Genomic DNA, 19799 nt, shown 5'->3' with positions numbered 1-19799 from the left:
ATGAACGAACGGAGCGTGCGAACGCTCCGTTTTCGTTTCTGCGTTTGCTGGCACCACCGGCGAATTCTCCAGTACCCTGCGCCCCATGACTACCCTTACCGCTTCTCCCGCCTATATCGGGCGCTTCGCCCCCACCCCCAGTGGCCAACTGCATTTCGGCTCGCTGGTCGCGGCGCTGGCCTCCTACCTGGACGCCCGTTCGGTTGGCGGACGCTGGCTACTGCGCATGGAAGACCTCGATCCCCCCCGAGAGGAACCTGGCGCCCAGGTTGCAATCCTGGATGCGCTGCAACGTTACGGTTTCGAATGGGACGGTGAACTGGTCCGCCAGAGCGACCGCCACGAAGCCTACGCCCAGGTTCTGGAACGGCTTTTCAGCCAGGGCCTGGCCTACGCCTGCACCTGCTCACGCAAGGAGCTGGAGGCCTACCACGGTATCTATCCGGGCCTGTGCCGCAACCTTGGCCACGCGAGCCAGAACGCCGCCATCCGCCTGCGGGTGCCGGAACTCAGCTACAGCTTCCAGGATCGGGTACAGGGTGAATTTCGCCAGCACCTGGGACGCGAGGCCGGCGACTTCGTCATCCGCCGGCGCGACGGTCTCTATGCCTATCAACTGGCGGTGGTGCTCGACGATGCCTGGCAAGGGGTGACCGATGTCGTGCGTGGCGCCGACCTGCTGGATTCGACGCCACGCCAGCTCTACCTGCAGGAATTGCTCGGGCTGCCGCAACCGCGCTACCTGCATGTGCCACTGATCACCCAGCCGGACGGCAACAAGCTCGGCAAGTCCTACCGTTCCGCGCCACTGACCGCTGACCATGCCACACCGTTGCTGCTGCGCGCCTTGCGCACGCTGGGCCAGAAACCACCTGCAGAGCTGCAACAGGCCATGCCACGGGAAGTGCTCGACTGGGGGATTGGTCATTGGGATGCCACACTGATTCCCCGGGTAGCGACCCTGGCCGAAGCGCAATTGCACTGACGCCCCTTGCAGGTTGGCGCCCATCCGTTACCATCGGCGCACGTTTTCGGGCACGTCACAAAAAAGAGAGGCCAGGATGTACATCTATCGCTTGGTCCTGCTCCTGGTAGTCGGGATTTACCTGTTCTCGCCAGCGATCATGGATTGGTGGATCGACGCGACAGGCGCCTGGTATCGGCCTTATCTGCTCTGGCTGATCCTGATCGTCGTGACCTTCATCCTGCAGAGCCAAAAAGATGCCGATGAGCTTTAGCCTGACCCAGATGCTGCTGATCAGCGCCTTGTACATGTTGGCGCTGTTCGGCGTGGCCTGGATCAGCGAACGGGGCGTGATTCCACGTTCGATCATTCGTCACCCGCTGACCTACACACTGTCGTTGGGTGTCTACGCCAGTGCCTGGGCCTTCTACGGCACGGTGGGCCTGGCGTATCAGTATGGCTACGGCTTTCTTTCCAGCTACCTGGGTGTCTCCGGGGCGTTCCTGCTGGCACCGGTGCTGCTGTACCCGATCCTGAAGATCACCCGCACCTACCAGCTGTCATCGCTGGCCGACCTGTTCGCCTTCCGCTTTCGCAGCACCTGGGCCGGAGCGCTGACTACGGTGTTCATGTTGATCGGCGTCCTGCCGCTGCTGGCGCTGCAGATCCAGGCAGTGGCCGACTCCATCGGTATCCTCACCCGTGAGCCGGTCCAACATCGCGTGGCCCTGAGCTTCTGTGCACTGGTCACGCTGTTCACCATTTTCTTCGGTTCCCGGCACATCGCAACCCGTGAAAAACACCAGGGTCTGGTGTTCGCGATCGCCTTCGAGTCGGTGATCAAGCTGGTCGCCATCGGCGGTGTCGGCCTCTATGCTCTTTATGGCGTATTCGACGGCCCACAGCAGCTCGAGTTGTGGCTGCTGCAGAACCAGACCGCCCTCGCCGCCCTGCACACGCCGCTGCAGGAAGGTCCCTGGCGGACCTTGCTGCTGGTGTTCTTCGCCTCGGCTATCGTGATGCCGCACATGTATCACATGGCCTTTACCGAGAACCTCAACCCGCGTTCCCTGGTCAGCGCCAGTTGGGGCCTGCCGCTGTTCCTGCTGCTGATGAGCCTGGCGGTACCACTGATTCTCTGGGCCGGCCTGAAGCTTGGGGCAACCACTAACCCGGAATACTTCACCCTCGGTATCGGCATTGCCGCGAATAACCCGGCCCTGGCCCTGCTGGCCTATGTCGGCGGGCTCTCGGCGGCCACCGGACTGATCATCGTCACCACCCTGGCCCTCTCCGGCATGGCCCTGAACCACCTGGTACTGCCGCTCTACCAGCCGCCGGCTGAAGGCAACATCTACCGCTGGCTGAAGTGGACCCGCCGCGCCCTGATCGTCGCGATCATCATGGCCGGCTATGGCTTCTACCTGCTGCTGGGGGCCGAGCAGGACCTGGCCAACCTGGGCATCGTCGCCTTCGTCGCCACCCTGCAATTCCTGCCTGGGGTCCTGTCGGTGCTGTACTGGCCGACCGCCAATCGGCGCGGCTTCATCGCCGGCCTGCTGGCTGGGGTACTGGTCTGGATAGTGACCATGATGTTGCCGCTGGTCGGCAACCTGCAGGGTTTCTATATTCCACTGCTGAACATGATCTACGTACTGGACGACACCAGTTGGCATATGGCGGCCATCGCCTCGCTGGCGGCCAACGTGCTGATGTTCACCCTGGTCTCGCTGTTCAGTAACGCCAGTGCCGAGGAAGCCAGCGCCGCCGAGGCCTGTGCGGTCGACAACGTCCGCCGTCCGCAGCGCCGCGAGCTGCATGCGGCCTCGCCACAGGAGTTCGCCACGCAACTGGCCAAGCCACTGGGCGCCAAGGCCGCGCAGAAGGAAGTCGAGCAGGCCCTGCGCGATCTCTACCTGCCGTTCGACGAGCGACGCCCCTATGCCCTGCGGCGCCTGCGTGACCGGATCGAAGCCAACCTGTCCGGCCTGATGGGACCGAGCGTGGCCCAGGACATGGTCGAAACCTTCCTGCCCTACAAGGTCGGCGGAGAAAGCTATGTCACCGAGGACATCCACTTCATCGAGAGCCGCCTCGAGGATTACCACTCGCGCCTGACGGGCCTCGCGGCCGAACTCGATGCCCTGCGCCGCTACCATCGCCAGACCTTGCAGGAACTGCCGATGGGGGTCTGCTCGCTGGCCAAGGATCAGGAAATCCTGATGTGGAACCGAGCAATGGAAGAACTCACCGGCGTCGCCGCGCAACGGGTGGTCGGCTCGCGCCTGGCGACACTGGGCGAGCCCTGGAAAGAACTGTTACAAGGTTTTATCAACCTGCCCGACGAACACTTGCACAAACAGCGCCTGGCCCTCGATGGCCAGACCCGCTGGCTCAACCTGCACAAGGCAGCAATCGACGAACCGCTGGCGCCCGGCAACAGCGGGCTGGTCCTGCTGGTCGAGGACCTGACCGAAACCCAGATGCTCGAAGACAAACTCGTGCACTCCGAGCGCCTGGCGAGTATCGGCCGTCTGGCGGCCGGGGTCGCCCATGAAATCGGCAACCCGATCACCGGTATCGCCTGCCTGGCGCAGAACCTGCGCGAAGAGCGTGAGGAAGATGGCGAAATCATCGAAATCAGCAGCCAGATCCTCGAACAGACCAAACGCGTATCACGCATCGTCCAGTCGCTGATGAGCTTTGCCCATGCCGGCAGCCACCAGCACAACGACGAAGCGGTGTGCCTGGCCGAAGTCGCACAGGATGCCATTGGTCTGCTGGCGCTGAATCGGCGCAATTTCGAAGTACAGTTCTTCAACCTCTGCGACCCGGAACATTATGCCGAAGGCGATCCACAGCGCCTGGCACAAGTGCTGATCAACCTGCTGTCCAATGCCCGTGACGCGTCGCCTGCCGGCAGCGCGGTGCGGGTCAAGAGCGAAGCCTTCGAACATACCGTCGATCTGATCGTCGAAGATGAAGGCAGTGGTATCCCGAAGAACATCATGGATCGATTGTTCGAACCCTTCTTCACCACCAAGGACCCTGGCGAAGGTACCGGACTGGGCCTTGCGCTGGTCTATTCCATCGTTGAAGAGCATTATGGACAAATCACCATCGACAGCCCGGCTGACACCGAAAGCCAACGTGGCACCCGTATCCGGATAACGTTGCCCCGTCATGTCGAAGCGACGTCCGCTGTGAACTGAGACCGTCGAGAGAACCGAATCAATGCCGCACATTTTGATCGTCGAAGACGAAACCATTATCCGCTCAGCACTGCGTCGCCTGCTGGAGCGCAATCAGTACCAGGTCAGCGAAGCCGGCTCGGTACAGGAAGCCCAGGAGCGCTTCAGCATTCCCTCGTTCGACCTGATCGTCAGCGACCTGCGCCTGCCCGGCGCGCCGGGCACCGAACTGATCAAGCTGGGCCAAGGCACCCCGGTGCTGATCATGACCAGCTACGCCAGCCTGCGCTCGGCGGTCGACTCGATGAAGATGGGCGCGGTGGATTACATCGCCAAACCGTTCGACCACGACGAGATGCTCCAGGCCGTGGCCCGCATCCTGCGTGATCGCCAGAGCGGCCAGGGCGCTCCCGCCGAGCGCAGCGCGCCGAAAAGCGGTGGTGCGGCGGACAAATCCGCGAGCGGTAACAGTAACGGCGAGATCGGTATCATCGGCTCCTGCCCACCGATGCAGGACCTCTATGGCAAGATCCGCAAGGTCGCGCCCACCGACTCCAATGTACTGATCCAGGGCGAGTCGGGCACCGGCAAGGAACTGGTCGCCCGCGCCCTGCACAACCTGTCCAAGCGGGCCAAGGCACCGATGATTTCGGTGAACTGCGCGGCCATTCCGGAAACGCTGATCGAATCCGAGCTGTTCGGCCACGAGAAAGGCGCATTCACCGGCGCCAGCGCGGGTCGTGCCGGCCTGGTGGAGGCCGCCGACGGTGGAACCTTGTTCCTCGACGAAATCGGCGAACTGCCGCTGGAGGCCCAGGCCCGCCTGCTGCGCGTGCTGCAGGAGGGTGAGATCCGCCGGGTCGGCTCGGTGCAGTCGCAGAAAGTCGACGTACGGCTGATCGCCGCGACACACCGCGACCTCAAGAGCCTGGCCAAGATCGGCCAGTTCCGCGAAGACCTGTATTACCGCCTGCACGTGATCGCCCTGAAACTGCCGGCCCTGCGCGAGCGGGGTGCGGACGTCAACGAGATCGCCAATGCCTTCCTCGCCCGCCAGAGTGCACGCATCGGCCGCAACGACCTCAAGTTCGCCGCAGATGCCGAACAGGCCATCCGTCACTACTCCTGGCCGGGTAACGTCCGCGAGCTGGAGAATGCGGTCGAGCGCGCCGTGATCCTGTGTGAAAACCCGGAGATCTCGGCCGACCTGCTGGGTATCGACATCGAGCTGAGCGACCTGGAGGAAGAGGACTTCCTGGGCCTTGCGCCGGCGTCTGGCAGCACGGCCAATACCAGTCACGAGCCGACCGAGGACCTGTCACTGGAGGACTACTTCCAGCATTTCGTCCTGGAGCATCAGGACCACATGACCGAAACCGAACTGGCCCGCAAGCTCGGCGTCAGCCGCAAGTGCCTGTGGGAGCGACGCCAGCGCCTGGGTATTCCACGGCGTAAAACCGGAGTGATCAGCGAGAGCTGAGCCACAGTCCAGCCTCCCAGGTAACACCCTGGAATGTGAAAAAACTGTTACCTCGGATTTTTCACGTAACAAAAGCCGGGTCTATCGGTAACGAAGACCCGGCTTTTTTTCGGCCACGAAAAACCGAAAAGCCCTCGAACCCCCGGTTTTACTGGGAATCGCAAAAGTTGGCACGACACCTGCTATATCTCTGGTACAAGAACAATAACAAGCAATGTACAAGACAATAAAAATAAGACGAATCGACTCACGCATAACAAAAACAACACGGCGGAGGCGCAGCTAACTGATTCTTTTGGAGAGGCGTTGTATTTGGGGCTTGCCCCATGACCAGGCCGAGAACAACAAAAACTGCACTCAAAGCAGAGCCTGAACTGGTTAGATCCTCGGATCATGACAACACAGCGACCAAAGCAATCCGTTTGCTCTTGACTCCCGATTGGGAGACGTCACAAGGGTAAAAACTTGTGACACAGGGCGATCAACAAAAACAAAAAGCCCGCGACCATAATAAAAAAGAGCACGCAACTACTTCTGGGGGAGCTTCGGCTCCCCTTGTAGTTTCCGCAATTCCCCTTCCCAGGCCCGCCCCACAAGGCCTTGAGCAATCCTTGGACTCTCACTCTGCAGCGTCCTACACCATCCCTCGACTAAATGCTAGAATCACCGCCCATCATGCGGCCATTCTCCGTGCTCGCCGAATATTCCTTCAAACAGTGCATCCCATGCTGAAGAAGCTGTTCCAGTCATTCCGTTCCCCCTTGCGTAGACCGCAACATAAGCGCAGCACGCCTGAAGTGCTCAACAGCAGCCAGCATTCGCTGCAAAAGGCCCAGTTCAGCCGGTATGCGGTGAATATCGTCGAGCGCCTGCAGAACGCCGGCTACCAGGCATACCTGGTCGGTGGTTGTGTGCGCGACATGCTGCTGGGCATCACGCCCAAGGACTTCGACGTCGCCACCAGCGCCACGCCGGAACAGATCCGTGCCGAGTTCCGCAACGCTCGCATCATCGGTCGGCGGTTCAAGCTGGTGCACATTCATTTCGGCCGCGAAATCATCGAAGTCGCGACCTTTCGCGCCAATCATCCGCAGGATGAGGACGAGGAAGACAGCAACCAGTCCTCGCGCAACGAAAGCGGGCGCATCCTGCGCGACAACGTTTATGGCACCCTTGAAGACGATGCCCAGCGTCGTGACTTCACGATCAATGCCCTGTACTACGATCCCGTCAGCGAGCGCATTCTCGATTACGCCAATGGCGTACACGACATCCGCAATCGGTTGATCCGCCTGATCGGCGACCCGACCCGACGCTACCAGGAAGACCCGGTGCGGATGCTGCGCGCGGTCCGTTTCGCCGCCAAGCTCGATTTCGGCATCGAACGGCACACGGTCGCGCCGATCCGCGACCTGGCAGCGCTGCTGCGCGAGATCCCTTCGGCGCGACTGTTCGAGGAAGTGCTCAAGCTGTTCCTCTCCGGCCATGCCGCAGACACCTTCGAGATGCTCGTCGACCTGAACCTGTTCGAGCCGCTGTTCCCGGCCAGTTTCGAGGCCCTGGAACACAACCCGAGCTACACCCACACGCTGATCAGCCAGGCACTGGTCAACACCGACCTGCGCATCAAGCAGAACAAGCCGGTCACCCCGGCATTCCTGTTCGCGGCCCTGCTGTGGCCAGCGCTGCCGGCGCGGGTGTTGCGCCTGCAGTCGCGCGGCATGCCGCCGATTCCAGCGATGCAGGAAGCGGCTCACGAACTGATCAGCGAACAGTGCCAGCGCATTGCGATTCCCAAGCGCTTCACTATGCCGATCCGCGAGATCTGGGACATGCAGGAGCGTCTGCCACGCCGCAGCGGCAAACGCGCCGACCAGTTGCTGGACAACCCGCGCTTCCGCGCCGGTTACGACTTCCTGCTGCTGCGCGAGACCGCAGGCGAGCAGACCGATGGCCTGGGTGAGTGGTGGACCGATTACCAGGACGCCAACGATGCCGGCCGCCGCGACATGATTCGTGGCCTCAGCGGCAAGGACGAGGCCACTGGCGCCCCGCGCAAACGTCGGCGCAGCAGTACCGGCAAGCGTAAACGCACCGCCGGTTCGGACGAGTAAACTGATGGAACGCATCTATATCGGCCTGGGCAGCAATCTGGCTGAGCCGGCCGAACAGTTGCGTCACGCGGTCCAGGCCCTGGCACAACTGCCGGACAGCGCACTGGCAGGCGTTTCCGCGTTCTACCAGAGCGACTCGCTACTCCCGGGCCAACCGCGCTACACCAATGCAGTGGTGGCACTCGACAGTCACCTGGCGCCACTGGAGTTGCTCGATGCCCTGCAACGCATCGAAATCGACCAGGGTCGCGAACGCCATGAGCGCTGGGGGCCACGCACGCTGGACCTGGATATCCTGTTGTTCGGCGAGCGTCTGATCGACGAACCGCGCCTGAAGGTCCCGCACTATCACATGCACGCCCGTGCGTTTGTGTTGTATCCGCTGGCGGAACTGGCCCCGACCGATCTGCAATTGGCCGATGGCCGCAGCCTGCAGACCCTGCTTGCCCAGTGCCCGTTCGTCGGCCTGGAACGTCTCGCCCCGTAACCCAGCAGGAACGCGGCTTGCCCGCGAATGGGGCCTTGAGGTCGCCAGAAGCTTCGCGGGCAAGCCACGCTCCTATAGAGGATCGTTCTGCCCCAGCCCGGTTAACGCCTGCTGAATCGCATCAGTCAGATGCGGTAACACTCCCCCAGTAACATTGCGGTAACACACACGATTGACTTCCCCAGTTCTCCTCACGACTATAGGCGTCCCGTTGCCGCCCCGGCGGCGTTAAAGGGCGCAATCCAGGCTTTATAAGCACGACAAAAGAACGTGCGCCTGTATAAATGACGAATCACGCGCGTTACTCGCAGTAATTTGCACAGCGCCTGAAGAGGACTTTTCCATGCCAGACATTACCCTGACCACCTTGCAAAGCCTCAAGCAAAAAGGTGAGAAAATCACCATGCTGACCTGCTATGACGCCACCTTCGCCCAGGCCAGCTGTGAAGCCGGCGTCGAAGTGCTGCTGATTGGCGACTCGCTGGGCATGGTGTCCCAAGGGCATGACAGCACACTGCCCGTGACCGTGGCCGAAGTCGCGTATCACACCGCCAGCGTCAAGCGTGGTAACCAGGGTGCCTTCATTGTCGCCGACCTGCCATTCATGGCCTATGCCACCGTCGAACAAACCCTGCACAACAGTGCCCAACTGATGCAGGCCGGCGCCAACATGGTCAAGGTCGAGGGCGCCGCCTGGCTCGCCGAATCCATTCGCCTGCTGGCCGAGCGTGGTGTACCGGTCTGTGCACACATGGGCCTGACGCCGCAATCGGTGAACCTCTTCGGTGGCTACAAGGTCCAGGGCCGTGGCGAAGCCCAGGCGCGGCAGATGCGTGCCGATGCCATCGCCCTGGAACAGGCCGGTGCCGCGATGATCCTGCTCGAATGCGTACCGAGCGATCTGGCTGCGGAGATCACCCAGGCGGTCAAGGTGCCGGTCATCGGCATCGGTGCTGGCAGTGCGACCGACGGCCAGGTACTGGTGCTGCACGACATGCTCGGCCTGTCCATCAGCGGTCGGGTGCCCAAGTTCGTGAAAAACTTCATGGCCGGCCAGACCAGTATCCAGGCCGCTCTGGGCGCCTACGTCAGCGAAGTCAAGGCCGTCACCTTCCCCGGCACCGAACACGGGTTTTCGGCATGAATACAGTCAAGACCGTCCGCGAACTGCGCGCCGCCGTAGGGCGGGCCCGCAGCGAAGGTAAACGCATCGGTTTCGTACCGACCATGGGCAACCTGCATGCCGGTCACGCCGCTCTGGTGACCAAGGCCGCACAGCGGGTGGATTTCGTGGTGGCGAGCATCTTCGTCAACCCGCTGCAGTTCGGCGCCAACGAAGACCTCGACAAGTACCCTCGGACCCTCGCCGCCGACCAGGAGAAGCTGCTGGAAGCCGGCTGTCATCTGCTGTTCGCGCCAACCGTGGAAGAGATGTACCCCGACGGCATGGCCGGGCAGACCCGCGTCAGTGTCCCGCAACTGTCCGAAGGCTTGTGCGGCGCCAGCCGTCCCGGGCACTTCGAGGGCGTGGCGACCGTGGTCAGCAAGCTGTTCAACATGGTCCAGCCGGACCTGGCGGTATTCGGCCAAAAAGACTTTCAGCAACTGGCGGTGATTCGCGCCCTGGTCCATGACCTGAACATGCCGGTCCAGATCATCGGCGAACCGACGGTGCGCGCCGCCGACGGCCTGGCCCTGTCCTCACGCAACGGTTTCCTCAGCGAGCAGGATCGTGCCGCCGCCCCTGCGCTGTATCGCAGCCTGAGCCAGATCGCCACGGCCATCGAGCAGGGCGAACGTGATTATGCAAAGTTGCTCGCCGAACAGGCCAAGCTGATCGAAAGCGCCGGTTTTCGGGTCGATTACCTGGAAATCCGCCACGCCCTGAACCTGCGCACGGCCACCGCGCAGGACCGCGACCTGGTGATTCTGGTCGCCGCCTTCCTCGGTAGCACCCGCCTGATCGACAACCTGCACCTGAACCTCGACGCCCCCGCCTGAGCAGCGATTGCCCGAGCCCCAGGCTTCGGGCAAACTGCCGCCGCACGTGGCCCTCTATATCACTTCAGGGCTGTTCGCCTGCTTACCAAAACCTGGGTGAGTGCGAAAAAGTACCGGGAAAAGGTCAGACAAAGCCAAGACAGATGCCAGCGCGAGGTTTACTGTAATCGCGCTGCGTCTCCCAACCGTGCCGACGCAGGTTGCCGGACACTGCCACCGATAAAGCAGGACGTTCCGGCGTTTCTGGTGTCCAAAAAGCCAAATGTCCAAAAGGCAGTTCTCGTAAAAGGAAATCCGCAGCGATGGCGTACTACCGCACTCCTCACGACGTGACCGCTCTGCCCGCCTGGCAGGCGCTGAATCAACACCGCGAAAACATGCACAACTTCAGCATGCGCGAAGCCTTTAATGCCGATCCGCAGCGCTTCAATCAATTCACCCTCAGCAGCTGCGGGTTGTTTCTCGACTACTCCAAGAACCTGATCACCAGCGAAACCCGCAACCTGCTGGTCGGCCTGGCCAACGAAGTCGACCTGCAAGGTGCCATCAAGGCGCTGTTCGCCGGCGAGCCGGTCAACTCCTCCGAAGGCCGCCCGGCACTGCATACCGCACTGCGCCGACCGGTTGGCGACAAGCTGCTGGTCAACGGCGCCAACGTGATGCCGGATGTGCACAAGGTGCTGAACCAGATCACCGAGCTGGTCGGGCGCATCCACGACGGCCTGTGGCGCGGCTACACCGAAAAACCGATCACCGACGTGGTGAACATCGGTATCGGTGGCTCGTTCCTCGGCCCGGAGCTGGTTTCCGAAGCCCTGCTGTCCTACACCCACAAGGGCGTGCGCTGCCACTACCTGGCGAACATCGACGGCAGTGAGTTCCATGAGCTGTCGGCGAAGATCCGCGCCGAGACCACCCTGTTCATCGTCTCGTCGAAATCCTTCAATACCCTCGAAACCCTCAAGAACGCCCAGGCCGCGCGTGCCTGGTACCTGGCCCAGGGCGGTTCCGAGGCCGAGCTGTACAAGCACTTCATCGCTGTGTCGAGTAACAACGCCGCCGCCGTGGCCTTCGGCATCCGCGAAGAGAACATCTTCCCGATGTGGGACTGGGTAGGCGGCCGTTACTCGCTGTGGTCGGCTATCGGTCTGCCGATCGCCCTGGCCATCGGCATGTCGAACTTCAAGGAGCTGCTGTCCGGTGCCTACACCATGGACCAGCACTTCCAGAACGCGCCGTTCGAACAGAACATGCCGGTACTGCTGGCATTGCTGGGCGTCTGGTACGGCAACTTCTGGGGCGCGCAGAGCCATGCGATCCTGCCGTACGACCACTACCTGCGCAACATCACCAAGCACCTGCAACAGCTGGACATGGAATCCAACGGCAAGAGCGTGCGCCAGGACGGCACGCCGGTGTCGACCGATACCGGCCCGGTGATCTGGGGCGGCGTCGGCTGCAACGGTCAGCACGCCTACCACCAGTTGCTGCATCAAGGTACCCAGTTGATCCCGGCCGACTTCATCGTGCCGATCGTCAGCTTCAACCCGGTCGCCGACCATCACCAGTGGCTGTATGCCAACTGCCTGTCGCAGAGCCAGGCGCTGATGCTCGGCAAGACCCGCAGCGAGGCGGAATCCGAGCTGCGTGAAAAAGGCATGAGCGAAGCCGACGTGCAAAAGCTCGCCCCGCACAAGGTGATCCCGGGCAACCGCCCGAGCAACACCCTGGTGGTCGAGCGCATCAGCCCGCGTCGTCTTGGCGCCCTGGTAGCGATGTACGAACACAAGGTGTTCGTGCAGAGCGTCATCTGGGGCATCAACGCCTTCGACCAGTGGGGTGTGGAGCTGGGCAAGGAACTGGGCAAGGGCGTTTACAACCGCCTGACCGGCAGTGAAGAGTCCGCTGCCGAGGACGCCTCGACCCAGGGCCTGATCAACTACTTCCGCGGCCGCCATCGCGGCTGACCCCGACGGCGGCCGCGCTTGGGCACGGCCGCCGCCTCCCTACCCGCCCAGCGGGAACGGAAAAGGCTGGGGCTGCAAAAGACTGGTAGAATTACGCGCCAATTCCGACCCAAGGCGCGCTCCATGTCTTGCTTGAACCAGGCGCTGCGCGCCGCCCTCGACCAACGCCAGGATCTGCTGGCCGAACTGCATGCCCAGGGCACCGACTGCTACCGACTGTTCCACGGCAGCCAGGAGGGTATCGGCGGCCTCACCATCGACCGCTACGGCCCGCAACTGCTGGTACAGAGCTTCCACCAGTCGCTGGACCGCGAAGCACTGCTGAGCGCCCATGAAACCGTCAACCAGGCTTTGGGCTTGAACACCCTGCTGGTCTACAACGACCGCTCGCGGGGCAATTCGCGAATCGACCGGGAAGACTCCATCTACCGCGCCGAGGAAGACGCCCTCGCCGATCTGGTCGGCCACGAGTGGGGCCTCAACTATCGGGTCCGCGGCCGTCACGCCGGACAAGACCCGCTACTGTTCCTCGACCTGCGCAATGCCCGTGGCTGGGTCAAGCAAAACAGCCTCGACAAAAGCGTACTCAACCTGTTCGCCTATACCTGTGGTGTCGGTCTGAGTGCCGCTGCCGGCGGTGCGCGGGAGGTCTGCAACCTCGATTTCGCCGAAGGTAACCTCGCAGTGGGCCGGGAGAACGGCCAGCTCAATCCGCAACTGCCGACCATGCAGTTCGTCCAGTCCGACTATTTCCCGGCCATCCGCCAACTGGCCGGACTACCGATTGCCCAGCGCCGGGGCCAGAAGCTGCCGAGCTATCCACGTCTGGAACAGCGCCAGTACGACCTGGTGCTGCTCGACCCTCCGGCCTGGGCCAAGAGCGCCTTCGGTACGGTCGATCTGCTGCGCGATTATCAGAGCCTGCTCAAGCCCGCGCTGCTGGCCACCGCCGACAATGGCGTGCTGATCTGCTGCAACAACCTGGCAAAAGTCGGTATGGATGATTGGCGCGAACAGGTCCTGCGCTGCGCGGAAAAAGCCGGCAGGCCGGTACGCGACTGGCAGGTGCTCAAACCGGCCGGGGACTTCCCCTCCCAGGACGGCCAGCCACCGCTGAAGACCCTGATCCTGCAACTCTAGAAATGACGCCAGAAAACCGTAGGTTGCGAAGAAAAAAGGCGATTGCTTCGCAACCATAAACGCGTGCCATACTCCAAGGCATCTTCGACTGAGAAAGACGACGCATCACATGTCCAAAGGATTGAAACGCGCCCTCGGCGCCTTGCTGACCGTCCTCGCGCTCTACACCGTGCTGGGCTTTTTCATCCTCCCGGGCGTAGCGCTGCGTATCGCCAATCAGCAACTGGCGAACTACGCCACGGTTCCCGCCAAGCTCCAGCGCCTGGAGCTCAATCCCTTCAGCCTGGAAGTCACGCTGTGGGGTCTGAACATCGGCGAGCCGGGCAAGGAACAGGTCTCGTTCGAGCGCCTGTATGCCAACCTGCAGATCGACAGCCTGTGGACCCACGCGCTGCACCTGGCTGAAATCCAGCTGGTCAAACCTCACACCGAAGTGTCCTTCAGCAAGGACGGAACCCTGAACCTGGCTCAGTTGTTCAAGCTGCCGGCCAGCGAGCCGACGCCGGCCGACCCGAATGCCAAGCCGTTTCCGCTGCGTATCGACCAGATCAGCCTGGCCGACGGTTACCTGCACTTCCAGGACCTGCGCCCCAGCGAGCCCATCGAGTTCCTCTACGACAAGATGGACCTGCAACTGAAAAACCTCAGCACCCTGCCCGACGACAGTGCCGACATGGTCCTGGTGGCCGCCGGCCCGCAAGGCGGTCGAATCGACTGGAAAGGCAACTTCAGCCTGACGCCGATCGCCTCCGAAGGATCGCTGAAAGTCACCGACGGCAAGATGAAGCTCTGGTGGCCCTATGTCCGTGACGCGCTGCCGCTGGAGCTGGAAAACGGCGTCGTGAACCTCAGCACCGATTACAAACTCGGTCTCGCCAAAGAGACCGAGATGCTGCTGAGCAACGTATCGGTCAGTGTGGCGCCGTTCGCCATCAAGGCGCCAGATGGCCGCCCACTGGCGCGCCTGGAACGCCTGGACGTGAGCGAAACCTCCGTCGACCTGGCCAAACAACAGGTGGTGGTCGGCAAGATCCACAGCAACAAGCTGGAAACCTGGGCCGCCCGTGAAGCCGACGGTCAACTGGACTGGCAAAAGCTGTTCGCCAGCCAGCCAGCCAAATCCACGAAGGAGGCCAGGAAGCCGGCGCCGGCGACCGCCGATGCTCCGCCGCCTGCCCCGGCGGCACCGAGCAAACCGTGGCAAGTCCTGCTCAAGGATGTGCAACTGCGTGACTACCGCGTCCACCTCGCCGACCGGGCCAACAAGACCCCGGTCGCGCTCGATCTCGGCCCGTTGAACCTGGACCTGCAGAACTTCGACAGCCTCAACCACTCCCCCTTCACCCTCAAGCTCGACAGCGGGCTGGGCAAGCAGGGCAAGGTCCTCGCCAGCGGTGAAGTCAACCTGAGCCCCGTCAGTGCCAAACTGAAGGTCAGCACCCAGGACATCGACCTGCGGGTAGCCCAGGCCTATGTCGAACCGTTCATCCGCCTGGAAGTGCGCAGCGGCATGCTCGGCAGCGATCTCGACGTCAATCTCAAGAGTGTCGAGCCGCTGGCCTTCACCGTCACCGGCAAGGCCCGGGTCGATCAGTTGCATACGCTCGACACCCTCAAGAGCCGGGACTTCGTGAAATGGCAGAAGCTGCAGATCGACGGCCTGAGCTATCAGCACGGTGAGAGCCTGTCGATCGACAAGGTCAGCCTGTTCCAGCCCTACGCGCGCTTCATGATCAACGATGATCGCACCACCAACGTCGATGACCTGCTGATCCCACAGCCCGCCAGCGATGGCAAGAAGTCCGCCGCCAAGCCTGCTGCGTCGAACAGCAAACCGTTGGGTATTCATATCGGCGGCATTGCTATCAATGATGGCTCGGCCAACTTCGCCGACTTCAGTTTGACCCCCAACTTCGCCACCGCCGTCCAGCAGCTCAACGGGCAGATCGGCACCATCGACAGCCGCCAGGCAAAACCTGCCGATATCGACGTCAAGGGCAAGGTCGACCGTTATGCACCCGTGACCATCAAGGGCGCGCTGAACCCCTTCGACCCGATGGCCAGCCTGGATATCGCCACCAGTTTCAAACGCGTCGAACTGACCACCCTGACGCCCTACTCCGGCAAGTTCGCCGGCTATCGCATCCGCAAGGGTCGGCTCAACCTCGATCTGCATTACCTGATCACCAAGGGCCAGCTCAAGGCCGAGAACAAGCTGGTGGTCGAGCAATTGCAACTGGGCGAGAAAGTCGACAGCCCGGACGCCGTCGACCTGCCGATCAAGCTGGCGATTGCCTTGCTCAAGGATACCGATGGCAAGATCTCCATCGAGCTGCCGGTCTCCGGTGACCTGAACAACCCGCAGTTCAGCGTGATGCCAATCGTCTGGCAGACCTTGCGCAATCTGGTCCTGCGAGCAGCGACGGCCCCCTTCAAGTTCATCGGCGGCCTGATTTCCGGTGGCGATGCCCAGGACCTGAGCAATGTGTCGTTCGCACCGGGCTCCAGTGATTTGAGCAAGGACGCCGAGTCCTCACTGACCAAACTGGCGGCAGCCCTCAAGGAGCGCCCCAACCTGCGCCTGGAAATCGAAGGCACCAGCGCCCAGAGCAGCGACGGCATGCTGATCGCCCAACAGCGCCTGGAACGCGAGTATCAGGCTACCTACTACAAAATGCTCCAGCGCCGTGGCGACAAGGTCCCCGCCCAGGCGGCCCAACTGCAAGTGCCCGAGGATGAGAAGGCCCCCATGCTGGAAGGCATCTACCGGAACCTGATCAAGCAACAGCCACCGGCCGAATGGGCACAGTTGAGCCGCGACGAACGTACCGCCAAGCTACGCGACGCAGTGCTCAAGAACTGGAGCGGCAATGCCGTGCTGCTGCGCAAACTGGGTCAGGATCGAGCCAGCAGCATCAAGGACTTCCTGGTGGACAAGGGACAACTGGAAGATGATCGCGTGTACTTCATCGATGCCACGCTCGGCGAAGCCGAAGGCGATGGCCGTGTCATCACTCCATTGCACCTGGACAGCGAATAATCATGTCGAAACGCGTCATCTTCAGTCTGGCGGCTGTCTTGTTGATGGCCGCCCAGGCCCAGGCCACAACCCTGCGCTGCGAGAAAGGCCTGATCAGCTATGGCGACAGCAGCTATGACGTGACGCAGAAATGCGGTCAGCCCGTTGCCGTGATCGACAAGGGTTATCTCGAAATACGCCGTGGCAACCGCAGAGACGGGGTCAAGGTCGAGGAATGGATCTACACCCCCAGCGGCGGCATGAAACAGTCGCTGCGCTTCGAGGGTGGCCAACTGATGGATATCCGCAGCACCCGCAGCCCTTAAAGCTTGCCCGCGAAGCCTTTATTTAATAGCTCCCCATAAAATAGAACAGGCCCCGACGCAATGCGCCGGGGCCTGTAATGGTCACGTCCCTGTGACCTGTCGCATGAACCTCATGGGCTCACCGGATGGATGACAGACTCATCCGTTACACCCGACTGCCGGTCCTGGCGAAACTACTCCGTCAGGATTACTCGGTTTTCAGGGCTTCAGCAGTAACGCCTTTGACACCCTTGATGTTCTTCGCGATGTGTACCGCGGTTTCTTTCTGGGCGGCGGTCACCTTGGTGTCAGACGACAGTGCCACTACCCCCTTCTCGGTTTCAACCTTGATATCGCTGCCTGGAATGCCTTTTTCGGTGAGCAGATCGGCTTTGACCTTGGTGGTGATCCAGGTATCGGAGGTCTCATCCTTGACCTTGGTGACTTCACCAGCGGCGAGCATCATCGGCTTGGACGCCTGAGTCTGTTCAGCTGCGAAGGCAGCATTGGCCAGAGTCAGAGTCAGGGCAGTAGCAGCTGCGGTAGCGATAGCGAACTTTTTCATACGAGTCACTCCTGTTCTTCTGGAAAGTCTGCTGCCGTGTCCTGGCAGCAGGGTTACCTGAATATTGCAGGCGCTGTGCCAATCCGAAGAAAGATATAAAAACATTAAAAATCAATAGCTTACACAAACAAGCGAAACGCATGATCGTGCAGATTGCATGACCGACCCTTGTCGGTGCATGCAAGTTGCAGCATCTTTATGCCAGCAAGCCGCTGAAATACCGCTACTTTTCAGCGCCCATTAAAAAAGGACCCCAAAGGGTCCTTTTTTCAACACAAGCCGCCGGGTCGATTAAACGCCCGATGCCTTGGCCGCAGCGACGTCCTTGATGGACAGCTTGATGCGACCGCGGTTGTCCACGTCCAGCACCAGCACTTCAACTTCCTGGCCTTCCTTCAGGATATCGGTGACTTTCTCTACGCGAGCGTCGCTCAGCATCGAGATGTGCACCAGACCATCCTTGCCTGGCAGGATGTTGACGAACGCACCGAAGTCGACGATACGCTCTACCTTGCCCAGGTAGATCTTGCCGATCTCGGCCTCGGCAGTGATGCCCAGGACGCGCTGGCGAGCTGCCTCGGCCGCTTCCTTGGTTTCACCGAAGATCTTGATCGAGCCATCGTCTTCGATATCGATCGAAGCCTTGGTTTCTTCGCAGATCGCACGGATGGTCGCGCCACCTTTACCGATCACGTCACGGATCTTGTCGGTGTCGATCTTCATCGAGATCATGGTCGGAGCATTGGACGACAGTTCGCTACGGGACTGGCCAATGACCTGGTTCATCTGACCGAGGATGTTCAGGCGCGCTTCCAGGGCCTGGCCCAGAGCGATTTCCATGATCTCTTCGGTGATGCCCTTGATCTTGATGTCCATCTGCAGCGCGGTGACGCCCTTGGCGGTACCGGCTACCTTGAAGTCCATGTCGCCCAGGTGGTCTTCATCGCCCAGGATGTCGGTCAGGACGGCGAATTTCTCACCTTCCTTCACCAGACCCATGGCGATACCGGCCACTGGCGCCTTCATCGGTACACCGGCATCCATCAGGGCCAGGGAAGCACCGCAGACCGAAGCCATGGAGCTGGAGCCGTTGGACTCGGTGATTTCCGATACCACACGGATGGTGTACGGGAATTCGCTGTCGCTTGGCAGCATGGCCTGGACCGAACGACGGGCCAGACGGCCGTGACCGATTTCACGACGACCGGCACCACCCATGCGGCCACACTCGCCCACCGAGAACGGCGGGAAGTTGTAGTGCAGCATGAAGGGGTCTTTTTTCTCGCCTTCCAGGGTGTCCAGCAACTGCGCATCGCGAGCGGTACCCAGAGTGGCAACGACCAGAGCCTGGGTTTCGCCACGGGTGAACAGCGACGAACCGTGGGTCTTCGGCAGGACACCGACTTCGATGTTCAGCGGACGTACAGTGCGGTTGTCGCGACCGTCGATACGTGGCTTGCCGTTGACGATGTTTTCGCGAACGGTGCGGTATTCGATTTCGCCAAAGGCGGCTTTCACGTCGGCAGCCGAAGGCTGGCCTTCTTCACCCGACAGCTTGGCAACCACCTGGTCTTTCAACTCGCCCAGACGAGCGTAACGGTCGGCCTTGACGGTGATGGTGTAGGCCTGGGAGATCGCTTCGCCGAATTCGGCGCGGATAGCACTCAGCAGTTCGGTGGCTTCTGCCTGTGGAGCCCAGCTCCAGGTTGGCTTGGCAGCTTCGGCGGCCAGCTCTTTGACGGCCTGGATAACGGACTGGAATTCGTCGTGGGCGAACAGTACCGCGCCCAGCATCTGGTCTTCGGTCAGTTCCTTGGCTTCCGACTCAACCATCAGTACCGCTTCGGCGGTACCGGCGACGACCATGTCCAGGCTCGACGCTTTCAGTTGCTCGTAAGTGGGGTTCAGCAGGTAACCGGTGCTTTCGTGGAAGGCCACGCGAGCGGCGCCAATCGGGCCATCGAACGGAATACCGGAAATGGCCAGGGCAGCCGAGGTACCGATCATCGCAGCGATGTCCGGATCGGTCTTCTTGCTGGTGGAGACGACGGTGCAGACAACCTGCACTTCGTTCATGAAACCTTCAGGGAACAGCGGGCGGATCGGACGGTCGATCAGGCGCGAAGTCAGGGTTTCTTTTTCGGAAGGACGGCCTTCACGCTTGAAGAAGCCGCCAGGGATCTTGCCGGCAGCGTAGGTCTTTTCCTGGTAGTGCACGGACAGTGGGAAGAAACCCTTGCCCGGATCGGCTTGCTTGGCACCGACAACGGTCACCAATACGCTGACGTCGTCGTCAACGGTGACCAGCACTGCGCCGGAGGCCTGGCGAGCGATGCGACCAGTCTCGAGGGTAACGGTCGACTGACCGAACTGGAATTTTTTGATTACCGGGTTCACGGTGTCCTACCTTCTTTGTGGCTCTTGGGGGAACTGGCTTCTTGCGAAATCCTTGGCCAGTAGCGGGCATCTACCCGACTCTGGGTCATTACGAAAACGGCCTGCGTGGCGAGCTTTCGTAATGATCCGGCAGTCCAGATAAAACTTGAGGCTGGGAGCCTGCCCCATG

Annotated in this window: 14 protein-coding genes; 12 read left to right on the top strand and 2 right to left on the bottom strand. The window is 61.4% G+C overall.

The genetic code is table 11. The annotated features are described in order from the left end of the window. The first annotated feature begins 85 nt into the window (after positions 1-85). From gluQRS to BLU37_RS11320, 12 genes are all read left to right on the top strand, one after another. A complete protein-coding gene (gene gluQRS, locus BLU37_RS11375) occupies positions 86-985 on the top strand; it encodes a tRNA glutamyl-Q(34) synthetase GluQRS (protein WP_090204871.1) in 900 nt (299 codons plus the stop codon). Positions 986-1061: 76 nt separating this feature from the next. Continuing rightward, on the top strand, positions 1062-1238 hold the full coding sequence (locus BLU37_RS11370) for a hypothetical protein (RefSeq protein WP_003176118.1): 177 nt from the start codon (positions 1062-1064) through the stop codon (positions 1236-1238). Next, positions 1222-4176, top strand: a complete 2955-nt coding sequence (locus BLU37_RS11365; RefSeq protein ID WP_029379317.1) for a sensor histidine kinase — start codon at positions 1222-1224, stop codon at positions 4174-4176. The genes BLU37_RS11370 and BLU37_RS11365 overlap by 17 nt, the downstream gene beginning before the upstream one ends. A 22-nt stretch (positions 4177-4198) precedes the next feature. Then, positions 4199-5635, top strand: a complete 1437-nt coding sequence (locus tag BLU37_RS11360) for a sigma-54-dependent transcriptional regulator (RefSeq protein WP_090204869.1) — start codon at positions 4199-4201, stop codon at positions 5633-5635. A gap of 725 nt (positions 5636-6360) precedes the next feature. After that, a complete protein-coding gene (locus BLU37_RS11355) occupies positions 6361-7749 on the top strand; it encodes a polynucleotide adenylyltransferase PcnB (protein ID WP_019363604.1) in 1389 nt (462 codons plus the stop codon). A gap of 4 nt (positions 7750-7753) precedes the next feature. Continuing rightward, positions 7754-8236 (top strand): 2-amino-4-hydroxy-6-hydroxymethyldihydropteridine diphosphokinase, encoded by a 483-nt coding sequence (folK, locus tag BLU37_RS11350; RefSeq protein ID WP_019363605.1) that lies wholly within the window; start codon positions 7754-7756, stop codon positions 8234-8236. Between the two features lie 343 nt (positions 8237-8579). Next, positions 8580-9380 carry a 3-methyl-2-oxobutanoate hydroxymethyltransferase gene (gene panB / locus BLU37_RS11345; protein WP_019363606.1) on the top strand — a complete coding sequence of 267 codons (801 nt, stop codon included), beginning with the start codon at positions 8580-8582 and terminating at the stop codon, positions 9378-9380. After that, positions 9377-10237 carry a pantoate--beta-alanine ligase gene (panC, locus tag BLU37_RS11340; RefSeq protein ID WP_090204866.1) on the top strand — a complete coding sequence of 287 codons (861 nt, stop codon included), beginning with the start codon at positions 9377-9379 and terminating at the stop codon, positions 10235-10237. The genes panB and panC overlap by 4 nt, the downstream gene beginning before the upstream one ends. A gap of 302 nt (positions 10238-10539) precedes the next feature. Beyond that, the gene (gene pgi / locus BLU37_RS11335; RefSeq protein ID WP_010447221.1) at positions 10540-12204 is read left to right on the top strand and encodes a glucose-6-phosphate isomerase; all 1665 of its coding nucleotides are present in this window, start codon (positions 10540-10542) and stop codon (positions 12202-12204) included. Between the two features lie 123 nt (positions 12205-12327). Next, a complete protein-coding gene (locus BLU37_RS11330; RefSeq protein WP_090204862.1) occupies positions 12328-13344 on the top strand; it encodes a class I SAM-dependent rRNA methyltransferase in 1017 nt (338 codons plus the stop codon). Between the two features lie 109 nt (positions 13345-13453). Then, positions 13454-16384: a DUF748 domain-containing protein gene (locus tag BLU37_RS11325; RefSeq protein WP_090204860.1), complete on the top strand. Its 2931-nt coding sequence runs from the start codon at positions 13454-13456 to the stop codon at positions 16382-16384. A 2-nt stretch (positions 16385-16386) separates the two neighbouring features. Continuing rightward, entirely contained in the window at positions 16387-16689 is a 303-nt protein-coding gene (locus tag BLU37_RS11320; protein ID WP_090204857.1) for a DUF2845 domain-containing protein, read from the top strand. Between the two features lie 187 nt (positions 16690-16876). On the opposite strand, the gene BLU37_RS11315 is transcribed toward BLU37_RS11320, so the two are convergent. Together BLU37_RS11315 and pnp are read right to left on the bottom strand one after the other, a co-directional pair. After that, positions 16877-17233: a BON domain-containing protein gene (locus tag BLU37_RS11315; RefSeq protein WP_090204854.1), complete on the bottom strand. Its 357-nt coding sequence runs from the start codon at positions 17231-17233 to the stop codon at positions 16877-16879. A gap of 291 nt (positions 17234-17524) precedes the next feature. Beyond that, a complete protein-coding gene (pnp, locus tag BLU37_RS11310; protein ID WP_090204852.1) occupies positions 17525-19630 on the bottom strand; it encodes a polyribonucleotide nucleotidyltransferase in 2106 nt (701 codons plus the stop codon). Positions 19631-19799: the final 169 nt, after the last annotated feature.

It is taken from the genome of Pseudomonas asplenii, from assembly GCF_900105475.1.
Classification (GTDB): domain Bacteria; phylum Pseudomonadota; class Gammaproteobacteria; order Pseudomonadales; family Pseudomonadaceae; genus Aquipseudomonas; species Aquipseudomonas asplenii.
Note: the sequence above shows the minus strand (reverse complement) of the source record. Positions and strands in the feature narration are given on the sequence as shown.

What these genes read in the sequence shown, in the direction of transcription:
- BLU37_RS11370 (WP_003176118.1), top strand. Translation starts at nt 1,062, where the DNA reads ATGTACATCTATCGCTTGGTCCTGCTCCTGGTAGTCGGGATTTACCTG.
- BLU37_RS11320 (WP_090204857.1), top strand. Translation starts at nt 16,387, where the DNA reads ATGTCGAAACGCGTCATCTTCAGTCTGGCGGCTGTCTTGTTGATGGCC.
- panB (WP_019363606.1), top strand. Translation starts at nt 8,580, where the DNA reads ATGCCAGACATTACCCTGACCACCTTGCAAAGCCTCAAGCAAAAAGGT.
- pgi (WP_010447221.1), top strand. Translation starts at nt 10,540, where the DNA reads ATGGCGTACTACCGCACTCCTCACGACGTGACCGCTCTGCCCGCCTGG.
- BLU37_RS11365 (WP_029379317.1), top strand. Translation starts at nt 1,222, where the DNA reads ATGCCGATGAGCTTTAGCCTGACCCAGATGCTGCTGATCAGCGCCTTG.
- BLU37_RS11325 (WP_090204860.1), top strand. Translation starts at nt 13,454, where the DNA reads ATGTCCAAAGGATTGAAACGCGCCCTCGGCGCCTTGCTGACCGTCCTC.
- BLU37_RS11330 (WP_090204862.1), top strand. Translation starts at nt 12,328, where the DNA reads ATGTCTTGCTTGAACCAGGCGCTGCGCGCCGCCCTCGACCAACGCCAG.
- panC (WP_090204866.1), top strand. Translation starts at nt 9,377, where the DNA reads ATGAATACAGTCAAGACCGTCCGCGAACTGCGCGCCGCCGTAGGGCGG.
- BLU37_RS11355 (WP_019363604.1), top strand. Translation starts at nt 6,361, where the DNA reads ATGCTGAAGAAGCTGTTCCAGTCATTCCGTTCCCCCTTGCGTAGACCG.
- BLU37_RS11360 (WP_090204869.1), top strand. Translation starts at nt 4,199, where the DNA reads ATGCCGCACATTTTGATCGTCGAAGACGAAACCATTATCCGCTCAGCA.
- folK (WP_019363605.1), top strand. Translation starts at nt 7,754, where the DNA reads ATGGAACGCATCTATATCGGCCTGGGCAGCAATCTGGCTGAGCCGGCC.
- gluQRS (WP_090204871.1), top strand. Translation starts at nt 86, where the DNA reads ATGACTACCCTTACCGCTTCTCCCGCCTATATCGGGCGCTTCGCCCCC.
- BLU37_RS11315 (WP_090204854.1), bottom strand. Translation starts at nt 17,233, where the DNA reads ATGAAAAAGTTCGCTATCGCTACCGCAGCTGCTACTGCCCTGACTCTG.